We start from the raw sequence: 12,995 nt of genomic DNA on the forward strand, positions 1-12,995 counted from the left end.
AGATGACAGTGCTCGACAACCTCCGGCTCGACCCCGCGCTCCGCGACCTCTACCGCGACCTCCACCGTCATCCCGAGCTCGGCTTCCAGGAGCACCGCACCGCGAGGGTCGTCTCGCAGCGGCTCGAGGCGCTGGGCTACCAGGTGACCACCGGGATCGGGCGCACCGGTGTCGTGGGGGTGATGACCAACGGACCGGGATCGACGGTCCTGCTCCGCGCCGACATGGACGGCCTGCCGGTCAAGGAGGAGACGGGACTCGACTACGCGAGCACCGAGACCGCGGTCGACGCCCAGGGCGTCCGGGTGCCGGTCAGCCATGCGTGCGGCCACGACCTCCACACGACTTGCCTGCTGGGCGCGGCCGAGATCCTGGCCCGGGACCGGGACAGCTGGTCGGGCGCGCTTGTGCTGGTCTTCCAGCCGGCCGAGGAGCTCGGCGCCGGCGCCCAGGCCATGGTCGACGACATGCTCTTCGGGCGCTTCCCCGTGCCCGACGTGGTGCTGGGCCAGCACGTCTCCCCGCTGCCGGCCGGGACCATCGCCGCCCACGCCGGTCCCGCCTACGCGGCATCGGACTCGTTGCGCGTGCGGCTGGTCGGCAAGGGTGCGCACGGCTCGATGCCCCAGAACTCGATCGACCCCGTGGTGATGGCGGCCGAGACCGTGCTGCGGCTGCAGACGATCATCTCCCGGGAGATCCCCAGCACCGACGTGGCGGTGCTGACGGTCGGCGCGGTCCACGCCGGAAGCACCGCCAACGTCATCCCGGGCGAGGCCGAGCTGCTGCTCAACATCCGCAGCTACGACGAGGCGGTGCGCAGCCGGATCCTCGACAGCGTCGAGCGGATCGTCCGGGGCGTGGCCGCGACCGCCGGAGCTCCCCAGCCGCCCGAGGTCATCCGGACCGAGGGCTTCCCGGTGGTCAACGACGCGCGTGCCCTGGACAGGACGCTGCGTGGCCTCGCCGCCTGGGTCGGCGAGGAGCACATCCTCGATCCGGGCGCCGGCGCCGGCAGCGAGGACGTCGGGATCCTCGCCACCAACGCCGGCGCCCCGCTCTCCTTCTGGTTGCTCGGGGGCAGCGATCCCTCGCTCTTCACCACGGGCGGTCTCGACGACCCGGCCCTGCTCAAGGTGCCGAGCAACCACTCTCCCAGGTACGCGCCGGCGATCGAGGTGGCCCTGCCGATGGGGGTGCAGGCACTCGTGACCGCTGCGAGGTCCTGGCTGCGCACCCGCGCCGCAGCGGGTGGGCAGCGGGTCTCCGGACCGGGACGGCCCGACGCGGGCAACCAGGATCACCACCACCCGGTGGCGAGCACAACCGTGGGCCGGCTTTCCGGACCGCGACGATGAAGGAGCAGGCGTGGCGACACTGACAGTGTGGAAGTTCGACAGTCCCGACGGGGCCGAGAAGGCGGAGAAGGCGCTGGCCGAGCTGCAGAAGAAGGAGCTCATCAAGGTGCTCGACGCGGCCACGGTCTCCTGGCCGGAGGGGAAGAAGAAGCCCAAGACCCGTCAGGCCAACGACCTGGTCGTCACCGGTCTGGTCGGCGGCATGTTCTGGGGACTGCTGTTCGGGCTGATCTTCTTCATCCCCCTCATCGGCCTCGTGGTCGGTGCCGCGGCCGGGGCGTTGTTCAGCTCGATGGCCGACGTCGGCATCGACGACGACTTCATCCGGTCGGTGCGCGAGAAGGTGACCCCGGGGACGTCGGCCCTCTTCGTCCTCAGCGCCAGCGCAGTGGTCGACCGGGTGCACTCCTCCCTGCGCGAGCAGGGGATCCGGGGCGAGCTCATCGAGACGAACCTGTCGGCGGACCAGGAGGCCAAGCTCCGGGAGATCCTCGACGACGGCGACGCCGACGCCGACCAGCCGCGACACGAGGCGACGTCGTGAGCATCCAGAGCCGGCGGGAGACCCAGCCCCTGCTGGGTGAGCTGATGAGCTGGCTGGGACCGCACGGGGTCGACCCGCAGGTGCGGCTGGAGGAGTGGGTCGAGGGGGACCGTCGGTTCGTCCGGGCGGACATCCCCGGCGTCGACCCGCAGCGAGACATCGAGCTGACCGTCGACGGCGGGCTGCTCCACCTGCGGGGCGAACGCCGTTCCGAGACCCGCGAGCGGCACCGGACCGAGATCCGCTACGGCACCTTCTCGCGAGTGATCCCGCTCCCGCCCGGGACGCGCGCCGAGGACATCTCGGCCGAGTACGCCGACGGGGTGCTGACCGTCTCCATGCCGGACGGCACGGCGTCGAGCGCCAAGAGCATCCCGGTGAGTGTCCGCTCCGGGGCGGGCGGGTCGGGCGAGCGGGACAGGCAGGAGAACCAGGAGAACCGGGAGAACCAGGACAAGCAGGGCTAGCCGGACCAGCGACCGGCGTCCGTCCGTGGCGTCCTCCACCCGAGGAGGACGCCACGGCTCTGCCGTGTCCGTGTCCGTGCCCGTGCCGTGCCCGTGCCGTGCCCCGGGCCGTGGGGGAGGGGCCGGGCGGCCGGGGCGGGGGAGTCCTTGGTCTCGGGAGTGGGTGCCGACAAGCACTGCCCGGTGGTGGGCGGCCCGGCGCATCGTCGGGACATGAGCACGAACCAGCGTCCGTCGGTCCCCCGCCCGTCCGTCGACATGGGCTTCCTCGAGCGCAAGCCCCGGCTCGGGATGAGCCTGACGTTGCTGGTGCTCGTGCTGGTCGGGGTGGTGGGAGGCAGTGCCATCGGCCTGGCGCTCTCGCGCAGCGTCCAGTGGCTCCTCGCGTCGTTCCTCAGCGGTTCGTGAGGTCGTCGCTCATCCGCAGCAGCACCTTGCGGACCTCGTCGTACCAGAGCACGACCGAGGCGAGGGCCACGCACGCCGCCCAGTGAGCCAGGTCCAGGGACTCGGTGCCGAAGGCCACCTGGAGGAACGGAACCTCCACGACCGCGACCTGGAGCACCACCCCGAGCCCGATCGCGCCCCACAGCCACCCGTTGGTGAAGAGGCCCCGGAAGGCGCTCGACGTCTCCGAGCGGGCGTTGAGGGAGTTGAACAGCTGGGCCAGCACCAAGGTGGTGAATCCGGCCGTGCGAGCGACCTCGAGGGTGTCGTCCCCCTCCACCAGACCGCCCGGCAGGAACAGGTCGATCGCGAGCAGGGTCACCAGGGCCATCACCAGCCCGATCGTGAAGATGCCGCGCCACATGCGGGCGTCGATCGCCCGGTCCGTCATCCGACGCGGTGGCCGCGCCATCACGTCGTCGATCTCCGGGTCGATGCCCATCGCCAGGGCGGGGGTGGAGTCGGTGACCAGGTTGATCCACAGGATCTGGGTCGCGAGCAGCGGCAGCACGATCGCCGACCCCTGGGCGGCGTCGTCGAGGCCGATCGCCCCGGCCGCCACGACACCGAGGAAGACGGTGAGGACCTCGCCCATGTTGGAGGAGAGCAGGTAGCGCAGGAACTTCTTGATGTTGTCGAAGATGACCCGCCCCTGCCGGACGGCGGCGACGATCGTGGTGAAGTTGTCGTCGGCCAGGATCATCCGCGCGGCCTCCTTGGTGACCTCCGTCCCGGTGATGCCCATCGCGACGCCGATGTCGGCCGACTTGAGCGCCGGCGCGTCGTTGACCCCGTCGCCGGTCATGGAGACGATCTGCCCGTCGGCCTGCAGCGCGTCGACCAGCAACAGCTTGTGCTGGGGGGACACCCGGGCATAGACGGAGACCTCGCGGGTGAGCTCGCGCAGCCCCGCCTCGTCCAGGGTGTCCAGCTCCGCGCCGGTGGCGGCGCGATCTCCCGGCCCGACGATGCCGAGGTCCTGGGCGATGCGCAGGGCGGTGGTCGGGTGGTCGCCGGTGATCATGATGACGCGGATGCCGGCCCGGTGTGCCTCGTCGATGGCCGGCGCCACCTCCGCACGCGGGGGGTCGATGATGCCGACGACGCCGAGCCAGACGAGGTCCTGCTCGAAGGACTCGTCCATCCCGGCGTCGTCCTCGGGCCGCGTCGAAGGCGGCTCGTCCACGCGACGACACGCGACACCCAGGGTGCGGTAGGCGTCGGCGGAGAGCTCCTCGATCTCGGCCAGACGCATGGTGCGGTCCTGCTCGGTGAGCGCCACCGTCTCGCGCCCCACCTGCTGCCGGGTGCAGCGGGCCAGCAGCACGTCGGGAGCGCCCTTGCTGAAGACCACCCGGGTGCCGTCGCGCGTGTCCTGGTCCAGGGTGGACATCATCTTGCGGTCGGAGGTGAACGGGATCTCCGCCCGGCGCGCGAAACGGCTCGTCCACTCGGTGGTCCCCTCGAGCTTGCGGCTCGCGACCAGGAAGGCGGCCTCGGTGGGGTCGCCCACGACCTCCCACGCACCGTCGCGCTCACCGAGCTGGGCATCGTTGGCCAACGAGCCCGCGCCGAGCACGAGTCGCACCTCGTGCAGCTGCGCGCCGGTCAGCGGTCCGCCGTCGCTGCGCACCTCGCCCTGGGGCCGGTAGCCGACCCCGCTGACCTCCGCCCGGCCCGCCGCGGTGACGACGCGGCCGATCGTCATCTCGTTGCGGGTCAGGGTGCCGGTCTTGTCGGTGCAGATGACCGAGGCCGAGCCGAGCGCCTCCACCGAGCTGAGGCTCTTGACCACGGCGTTGCGCTTGGCCATCCGCTGCACGCCGATGGCCAGCACGACCGACAGGATGGCCGGGAGTCCCTCCGGCACCGCCGCGACGGCGAGGGAGACGCCGAGGAGCAGCACCTCCACCAGGTCGTCGGGGTCGGTGATGCCGTCGACCACGATGATGGTGAGCATCACGACGATCGCGATGACCACGACCCCCCTGCCCAGCATCCGGCTGATGTCGGCCACCTCGCGCTGCAGGGGAGTGGGCTCCTCGACGGTGGCGTCGAGCAGGTCCGCGATGGCCCCGATCTCGGTGTCCATGCCGACCCCGGTGACGATCGCGCGGCCGGTGCCCTGCGACACGGCGGTGCCCTTGTAGACCATGTCGAGCCGGTCGCCGAGGGGGGCCTGGTGCTCCAGCGGCGTCGGGTCCTTCGTGACGGCCTCGCTCTCACCGGTCAGGGAGGCTTCCTGGATGCGGAGCGAGCTCGCGCTCAGCAGGCGGGCATCGGCCCCTACCGCGGCACCCTCGTCGAGGACGAGCACGTCGCCCCTCACCAGCTCCGCGGACGGGAGGGTGCGCAGCAGGCCGTCGCGCAGCACGGTGGAGGTGGCGGCGGTCATGCTGCCCAGGGCGGCGACCGCCTCCTCGGCGCGGGACTCCTGGCTGTAGCCGAGGACGGCGTTGAGCACCACGATGGCGGTGATCACCAGGGCGTCGACGGGGGTGCCGGAGGCGCCCTCGAGGGTCCAGGCGACCAGTGAGATCGCCACGGCCGCGAGCAGCAGGTAGACCAGCGGGTCCTGGAACTGGGCCAGCACCTGTCGCCAGGCCGGGACCCGTCGGCTGGCGCGGAGCTCGTTGGGGCCGTCGGCGGCCAGCCGGGCGCTCGCCTCCTCCTCGGAGAGCCCGCGGGCGGGGTCGACCTCGAGTGCGCGCGCCACGGCCTCGGCCGTGAGCAGGGACGGGTCGTCCGGCAGCTCGTGAGCGGATGGGTCGAGCACCATGGTGGGCCTCCCGAGACGCCGCGCTCTCGACGCGGCCATGACTCCAGGCTAGCGTCGCAGTGCATGGGTACACCCGAGGTCATGAGCGGCTCCGGCGGTGGGCCGCCCCTCGGCCCCGCCGAGCTCCGGCGGATCGACGCCTGGTGGCGGGCCGCGAACTATCTCTCGGTCGGCCAGATCTACCTGATGGACAACCCGCTGCTGCGCGAGCCGCTGCGGCCCGAGCACGTGAAGTCGCGGCTGCTGGGGCACTGGGGCACCACGCCCGGCCTCAACTTCGTCTACGCGCACCTCAACCGGGCGATCACCGCCCGCGAGCTGGACATGATGTACGTCATCGGCCCGGGGCACGGCGGGCCGGGTCTGGTGGCCGCCGGCTGGCTGGAGGGGACCTACAGCGACGTCTACCCCGACGTCGGCCTCGACCTGGCCGGGATGCGCCGGCTCTTCCGCCAGTTCTCCTTCCCCGGCGGGATACCGAGCCACGTGGCGCCGGAGACCCCCGGCTCCATCCACGAGGGTGGAGAGCTGGGGTACTCGCTCTCCCACGCCTACGGGGCCGCCTTCGACAACCCCGACCTGGTGGTCGCGGCGGTGGTGGGGGACGGCGAGGCCGAGACGGGCCCGCTGGCCACGAGCTGGCACTCCAACAAGTTCGTCGACCCGCGTCGCGACGGAGCGGTGCTGCCGATCCTGCACCTCAACGGCTACAAGATCGCCAACCCGACCGTGCTGGCCCGGATCAGCGACGACGAGCTCGAATCGCTGCTGCGCGGCTACGGGCACGCCCCCCACGTGGTGGCCGGCTCCGACCCCGAGGAGATGCACCAGGCCTTCGCCGCCACCTTGGACCTGTGCCTGGACGAGATCGCCGACATCCAGCACGAGGCCCGGGCGGCTGTGGGCGCTCCGGTGCCCCGGCGGCCGTGGCCGATGATCGTGCTGCGCTCCCCGAAGGGGTGGACCGGGCCGGCGGAGGTGGACGGTCACCGGGTCGAGGGGTCGTGGCGCTCCCACCAGGTGCCGTTCGCGCGGGCCCGGGAGGACGACTCGCACCGTGCCGTCCTCGAGCGGTGGCTGCGCAGCTACCGCCCCGAGGAGCTGTTCACCGACGACGGGGCTCCGGTGCCCGAGATCGCCGAGCTGCACCCGCCGGGGGAGCGGCGGATGAGCGCCAACCGGCATGCGAACGGCGGCCTGCTGCTCCGGGACCTGAGGATGCCCGACTTCCGGGACCACGGGGTCGAGGTAACGGCGCCGGGCACCGGCGCGGTCGAGGCGACGAAGGTGCTGGGCGGGTTCCTGCGTGACGTGATGGCCGCCAACATGGACCGCTTCCGCCTCTTCTCCCCGGACGAGAACAACTCCAACCGGCTCCAGGACGTGCTCGAGGTGACGTCCCGCACCTGGAACGCCGAGCTCCTGCCGGACGACGACGCCCTCGCCGTCGACGGACGGGTGATGGAGATCCTCTCCGAGCACACCTGCGAAGGGTGGCTCGAGGGATATCTGCTGACCGGCCGCCACGGGTTGTTCTCGTGCTACGAGGCGTTCATCCACGTGGTGGACTCGATGTTCAACCAGCACGCCAAGTGGCTGAAGGTGACCAACGACCTCGCCTGGCGCCGTCCCATCGCCTCGCTCAACTACCTGCTGACCTCGCACGTGTGGCGCCAGGACCACAACGGCTTCTCCCACCAGGACCCGGGGTTCGTCGACCACGTGGTCAACAAGACGGCGGACGTGATCCGCGTCTACTTCCCGCCGGACGCCAACACGCTGCTCTCGGTGGCTGACCACTGCCTGCGGACCCGCCAGTACGTCAACGTGATCGTCGCGGGCAAGCAGCCGGCCCTGCAGTACCTCACGATGGACGAGGCGGTGGCGCACTGCACGAAGGGCATCGGCATCTGGGAGTGGGCCGGCACGCACACGGGGGAGGAGCCGGACGTGGTGCTCGGCTGTGCCGGCGAGGTGCCGACGATGGAGGCGTTGGCCGCGGTCCAGCTGCTGCGGGGCTTCTTCCCCGACCTGGCCGTCAGGTTCGTCAACGTGGTGGACCTGATGCGCCTCCAGGATGAGCGCGAGCACGCCCACGGCCTCTCCGACAACGCCTTCGACTCCCTGTTCACCAGGGACAAGCCGGTCATCTTCGCCTACCACGGGTACCCCACCCTCATCCACCGCCTCACCTACCGGCGGCACAACCACCCGAACCTGCACGTCCGCGGCTACAAGGAGGAGGGCACCACGACCACCCCGTTCGACATGACCGTCCTCAACCAGGTCGACCGCTTCGACCTGGCGATGGACGTGATCGACCGGGTCCCGCGCCTCCAGGCCGTGGGCGGACCGGTTCGCGAGCTGCTGACGAACAAGCTGGTCGAGCACCGGATCCACATCCGCACCCACGGCGAGGACCTCCCCGAGATCCGGGACTGGCAGTGGCAGCCGGGGTCCGGCCCCCACGCCGTCACCCCGGATCCCGAGCGCACCGCGCCGGAGGGCTGAGCGCGTGGACCCGTTCCGGCGCTAGGGCGTGTCTCCTAAGCCCGGATCCACCTAGCTGATCGGTGGATCCGAGGCTATGGCACTCGGAGGATGCGTACCGGGTCTTGTGCTGCGGCGATGGTTGCAGGCGGGACTGCGGCCAGGAGGGCGGTGAGCAGCGTCAGGGTGGGGACCCCGAGGATGAACGGGATTCCTGGGACGGTGCCTTGGGTGGCGTTCACCATGGCCACCCCGAACCCGGTGCCCAGCGTGACGCCTGCGAGGGCGCCGAGCCCGGTAGGGAGCAGCACCAGTACGACTAGAGCGGACCGGGTCGCTCCGAGCGCGCGGCGGCGGCCGAAGTCGCGTTTGCGCGCTGCGGTCGCGCCGTAGAGGCTGACCGCGATGAGGACCAGGCCGCTGGCCAAGGCAAGGAGCATGAGCTGTCGGCCACTGTCGCCGAGCTCGCCGCGGAGCACCTCCTGGAGGTCGACGAGCACCGCGGGAGAGTCGATGCGCAGCTGGCTGGGGTCGGTCATGTGGAGCATGGTGGGGATCGCCCGTTCGAGGGTGCGTACGTCAGCGACGGTCTCAGCAACGACGTAGACCTCTCGCATCAGGCGGTCGTCGCTTGGGACGGTGCGGATCAGGACGCTCTGCTGGAGCTCTGTCACCGGGGAAGCCGCGTCGAAGGTGCCGACGACGGGGCCGTCGAAAAGTGGGCCGCGCACACCGCCGGTCCGATCGGCCAGACCGAGGGCGATCATGGCCTCGGTGCCCGCGATCGCCTCCTCGAGGCGAGGCGCGCGGCCCGCGGTGAGCCGGACCGAGGGTGGAAGCTCGCTGAAGAGCGCTGCGCTGGGAACGGGTCGGCCGACCTGTGGCATGGCGCTGTTGCGCACGTCGACGGTGTCCCCGATGGCCAGCATCCAGTCGACGCCGGGAAGCTCGGCAACGTGCTGCACACCCATGGCGGTCAGACCCGCCTCCCCGGACGGATCAGAGAACCGGATCGTGCGGGCGCCGGCTCCGTCGACTTGACTGACCACGGCGGCCTCGGCAGCGGCGGCACGGCCGGCGGTGACGAAGACCGAGAGGCAGACCGCGGCTGTGATGAATGCGGTGACGACCGAGACCAGGGGTTGGGCACGGAAGATCTGCCACCCCTCCCCGAGCAGCGCGCGGGTGCCTGGCCGGCCAGGCGGCACGTCGGCTCCCCTCATGCGCCGACCGTCAGTCGTGCGTCGGCGCGTTCCGCGAGCGCATCATCGTGCGTGGCGACGATGACGGTCGCGCCCTCCGCAGCAGCGTCGATGAAGGCCTGCCAGACGACGACGGTGGTGTCCGCGTCGAGGTTGCCGGTCGGCTCGTCCCCGATGATGACGGGCGGCTGCTTGACCAGGGCCCGGCAGACCGCGACGCGCTGCGCCTGGCCTCCGGAGATCTCGCCGGGCCGGTGATCGGCGCGATGACTGACCTCCAGACGCTCAAGGAGCCCGTAGGCCCGTGCGGCGGCGTCCGTGCGGGTGATGCCGGCGTACAGGGCTCCTTCAAGCACGTTGTCCAGCACCGACCGGGACAGATCGAGCATCGCGTCCTGGAACACGAATCCCACACTCGCGCTCCGGACCTGGGTGCGGGCAGCGTCAGACAGAGAGGTCACTTCCCGATCGCCGTAAAAGACCGCACCCTCCCGGGCACGCAGCATCAACGCGATGAGGTAGAGCAACGTCGACTTCCCCCCGCCGGAGGGCCCGGTCACCGCCGTGATCGCTCCGGACGGAAACGAGTGCGTCAGCCCCTCGAACACCCGATCGCCTCCGGCGCGGTAGGCGAAGCTCAGCTCCTCGACGCGGATCATCCGCCCTGCGCCTCGGCCTGGCCGAACAGCAGGATCTCTGTACCGATCTCCACGCCATCCACGATTGCCTGACCGCCGTCCGCGGCCAGCACCTCCACGGGTCGCTGTTCCCCGGAGGTGTCGGTCACGAAGAGCCCACCGCTCACGTCGGACTGGATCGCCGCCGAGGGAACCATCGGACCGGACGTGCGGGGCACGACCACCACGGTCGCGCGCAACCGCTGCGGTCCGTCGGTGCCGACGTACCGATCACACCGGGCACCGCACACCTCGCCTCCTCGGGCGCCTCGTAGCACCAGGGTGGTTTCACCCGGCTCACCGGCTTGGAGCGAGGCAACCTGGGCCTTCCACGTTTGACCGCCGGTGCTGACGCGCACCCGCGCGTTCGGCGGCACGGAGTCCAGCTGTTCATCTGACAGGGTCATGGTGAAGCGCGGGGAGGCGGCGAGCACGTGCACTGCCTCGGTGCCAGGGGAAACCTGCGCACCCACGGTGATCGATTCCGCCAGTCTCACGCGGGAAGGCAGCCGATCAACGAAGAGGAGATCGCCTCGCGGGACCACACCCGTCTCGCGGACCCCACTGGATCGTTGCCACGCTCGCACCGCCGACTCAGTGGCCGTGCCGAACGTCCCCGATGGAGTCGAACTGAGGTACCCACGATCGGAAAGCAGTTGCTGAAGCTGACGGACATCCTGCCCCACGTCCCCCGCGGACAAGTCCCGGTACTGCGGCACAGCACCTGAAGCCACGAACACCGGCCGCTCGTCGACGCGATAGAGGACGTCCCCGCTCCGCACGCTGCTCCCCGGCCTGACGAGGACGCCCGTGACGGTTCCGCTAGCGGCGTTGGTCGCCCTCCTCACCACCTGCCACTCGGCGGTGGCGCCGAAGTCGAAACCTCGCTCCACCCTGCCCTTGTCAACCGTGTACGTCACCGCCTCGGCATCGGGTAGATCCACCGCTGGCGGAGCAAGCGTTGCTCGACCAGCTCCCCAGCCCAGGGCAGCCACCATTGCGGCCCCGGCCGCCCAGAGCACGATCGTCCTCACACGGCCCACATGTACCCCCGCCCCGTCCTCTCCGTCCAAGCGCGTGCGCGTTCTCAACCCTTGACGGCCGCCCCCGCCGCACGCATGCTCATAGTCCACTACATCAACGGGGAAAATCATGCACCGACGAAAGATCATCGTTGCTGGAGCAACAATAGGGCTAGTGGCTCTTGCAGCCGTGCCAGCCAATGCGGTGTCCTCGACCGGCAATCGATCCTGCAACCCTACGAACGGCTACGGCTGGGTCGAGGCCCAGCACAAGGGATCCGCCGAGCAGCGGCCTCCTGGCGGGATTAACCAGTTGCTCGGCTCTTCTTCCGGGTGGAGCACCTACAAGACATTCGCAAGCGTTCCCGGAGGAGGATCTTGGCGGGCATACGGCAGCGTCGGCTTGCAGAACGTCAGCACCGGCTGTGTAGGCGGATGACCGCTAAATCTCTCCAGTCCCGTCAGCACCTAGCCCGCCTTGCGGCTCTGACGCTCATCGCAGTCGCTCCTCTCACCGCTGGGTGCACTGGGGAGCAGACCGGCGCTGACCTCGAAGCGCTCCCGTCTTCGCCTCCGGCTTCTACCTCCCCATCGCCCCAAGAAGAGAGCCGCTCTATCTTCGACGGGACCCAAAGGGAATGGCTCTACGCCTACGCAGGCTGCATGGAGGACGGCGGCTTCGCGGTCAAGGTCAACGAGGAACAGGGCAACTTCGACTCCGTCGACCTGCCACCGGAGCAGTACGACGCATGGAACTCGCACATGGAGAAGTGCGGCCAAAAGGTCGGTGACCCCAAGATCGACGAACTCACCGATGCCCAAGTGCGGGATCACTTCGATGATTACCTCGCCACCGCGAACTGTCTCGAGGAACTGGGCTACGAAATCAGTGAGCCCCCGTCTCGGGAGTCCTGGGTGAAGTCCTGGGACACAGCACTCAATTGGATGCCACATGGAGAAGTCAGCGACGTCATCGACGACCCGTCTGAGTGGGAGCGAGTGAACCAGGAGTGCCCGCAACCGCAACCCCTGACCTAAGTTGCCAGCCAGATGGTGATGGCGCGTAGGACGACGGCTCCTCGGTAGACGGTGGCGAGTTTGTCGTAGCGGGTGGCGATGCCGCGCCATTGCTTGTGGTCGTTGAAGGACCGTTCCACGACGTTGCGGCCCTTGTAGACCGCGGCGTCGAAGGCGGGCGGTCGTCCGCCCGCAGAGCCACGCCGCTTGCGGTGCGCGATCTGGTCGGAGGGTTGAGGGATCACCGCGGTGATGCCGCGGTCGCGGAGCATGGTGCGGGTGCCGCGGGAGGAGTAGGCCTTGTCCGCGAGCACGGCGTCGGGTCGGGTCCGTGGCCGGCCTGACCCGAGTCGGGCGACGGCGAGCTGGGCCAGGAGCGGCTTGAGCATCGTGGAGTCACCGGCCTGGCCCGCGGTCAGGGCGATAACCAGAGGCCGCCCGCGGCCGTCGACGAGCTGGTGGATCTTGGTCGACAAGCCCCCACGAGAGCGACCGATGGCGTGATCGGGTGGCTCGATCCAGGGGTTCTTGTAACTCGACTCAGCCCCCTGTGCGGGCCGCGGCTCGTGCCTCGCGTGCTGCTCGGGAGTCCCCGGTGGGTTGCTCGACCCGGGTGGTGTTGGTGGCGTGTTGATGAGCGCGGTTGATCGTGGAGTCGACGCTGACCATCCAGTCCAGCTTGCCGGCGGCGTCGGCCTCGGCGAGGAGACGGGCGTGGATCTTGTCCCAGGTGCCATCGGTGGAGAACCGGTGGTGTCGCTTCCACACGGTCTGCCAGGGTCCGAACGAGGAAGGCAGATCGCGCCAGGCGATGCCGGTGCGGAACCGGTAGATCACGCCCTCGACCACCTGCCGATGCTCACGGAACGGCCGCGACTTCACACCATCCGAGGACGGCATCAGCGGCGCGATCTGCTCCCACTGAGCATCGGTCAGGACCCGTTCGCGAGACATGACCGCAGCAAATCAGGCCGCCACGCCCGGACTAGGGA

General features: G+C 70.1%; 10 protein-coding genes and 1 pseudogene. 6 read left to right on the forward strand and 5 right to left on the reverse strand.

Annotated elements, in window-relative coordinates; all coding sequences use genetic code 11:
• Positions 1 to 2 precede the first annotated feature (2 nt).
• The 4 genes from AC4BGE_RS16475 (at position 3) to AC4BGE_RS16490 (ending at position 2,777) form a co-directional block, all read left to right on the forward strand.
• A complete protein-coding gene (locus AC4BGE_RS16475) occupies positions 3 to 1,358 on the forward strand; it encodes an amidohydrolase (RefSeq protein WP_490572334.1) in 1,356 nt (451 codons plus the stop codon).
• 10 nt (positions 1,359 to 1,368) lie between these two features.
• The gene (locus AC4BGE_RS16480; protein ID WP_490575963.1) at positions 1,369 to 1,902 is read left to right on the forward strand and encodes a DUF1269 domain-containing protein; all 534 of its coding nucleotides are present in this window, start codon (positions 1,369 to 1,371) and stop codon (positions 1,900 to 1,902) included.
• On the forward strand, positions 1,899 to 2,369 hold the full coding sequence (locus AC4BGE_RS16485) for an Hsp20/alpha crystallin family protein (protein ID WP_490575964.1): 471 nt from the start codon (positions 1,899 to 1,901) through the stop codon (positions 2,367 to 2,369). Before AC4BGE_RS16480 ends, AC4BGE_RS16485 begins: the two co-directional genes overlap by 4 nt.
• A 213-nt stretch (positions 2,370 to 2,582) precedes the next feature.
• Complete coding sequence (locus AC4BGE_RS16490) at positions 2,583 to 2,777, forward strand: hypothetical protein (protein ID WP_490572337.1); 195 nt, start codon at positions 2,583 to 2,585, stop codon at positions 2,775 to 2,777.
• Here the strand turns inward: AC4BGE_RS16490 and AC4BGE_RS16495 are convergent.
• Complete coding sequence (locus AC4BGE_RS16495) at positions 2,764 to 5,634, reverse strand: cation-translocating P-type ATPase (protein WP_490575965.1); 2,871 nt, start codon at positions 5,632 to 5,634, stop codon at positions 2,764 to 2,766. The two genes, AC4BGE_RS16490 and AC4BGE_RS16495, sit on opposite strands and share 14 nt — an antisense overlap.
• Before the next feature lie 42 nt (positions 5,635 to 5,676).
• On the opposite strand from AC4BGE_RS16495, the gene AC4BGE_RS16500 reads away from it, so the two are divergent.
• Entirely contained in the window at positions 5,677 to 8,106 is a 2,430-nt protein-coding gene (locus AC4BGE_RS16500; RefSeq protein WP_490575966.1) for a phosphoketolase family protein, read from the forward strand.
• A gap of 74 nt (positions 8,107 to 8,180) precedes the next feature.
• On the opposite strand, the gene AC4BGE_RS16505 is transcribed toward AC4BGE_RS16500, so the two are convergent.
• Genes AC4BGE_RS16505 through AC4BGE_RS16515 form a run of 3 tightly spaced genes read right to left on the reverse strand, consistent with a single transcriptional unit; the run spans position 8,181 to position 10,908 of the window.
• Positions 8,181 to 9,308, reverse strand: a complete 1,128-nt coding sequence (locus AC4BGE_RS16505; RefSeq protein ID WP_489966297.1) for an FtsX-like permease family protein — start codon at positions 9,306 to 9,308, stop codon at positions 8,181 to 8,183.
• On the reverse strand, positions 9,305 to 9,946 hold the full coding sequence (locus AC4BGE_RS16510; RefSeq protein ID WP_489966296.1) for an ABC transporter ATP-binding protein: 642 nt from the start codon (positions 9,944 to 9,946) through the stop codon (positions 9,305 to 9,307). The genes AC4BGE_RS16505 and AC4BGE_RS16510 overlap by 4 nt, the downstream gene beginning before the upstream one ends.
• Complete coding sequence (locus AC4BGE_RS16515) at positions 9,943 to 10,908, reverse strand: peptidoglycan-binding protein (protein ID WP_490575967.1); 966 nt, start codon at positions 10,906 to 10,908, stop codon at positions 9,943 to 9,945. The genes AC4BGE_RS16510 and AC4BGE_RS16515 overlap by 4 nt, the downstream gene beginning before the upstream one ends.
• Before the next feature lie 741 nt (positions 10,909 to 11,649).
• Here AC4BGE_RS16515 and AC4BGE_RS16520 point away from each other — a divergent pair.
• Positions 11,650 to 12,024 (forward strand): hypothetical protein, encoded by a 375-nt coding sequence (locus AC4BGE_RS16520; RefSeq protein ID WP_181313030.1) that lies wholly within the window; start codon positions 11,650 to 11,652, stop codon positions 12,022 to 12,024.
• Here AC4BGE_RS16520 and AC4BGE_RS16525 read toward each other — a convergent pair.
• Positions 12,021 to 12,957: pseudogene (locus AC4BGE_RS16525) on the reverse strand (IS5 family transposase). The gene AC4BGE_RS16520 and the pseudogene AC4BGE_RS16525 overlap by 4 nt on opposite strands.
• Between the last annotated feature and the right edge of the window lie 38 nt (positions 12,958 to 12,995).

This window comes from Nocardioides sp. Z50_6 (assembly GCF_058215755.1).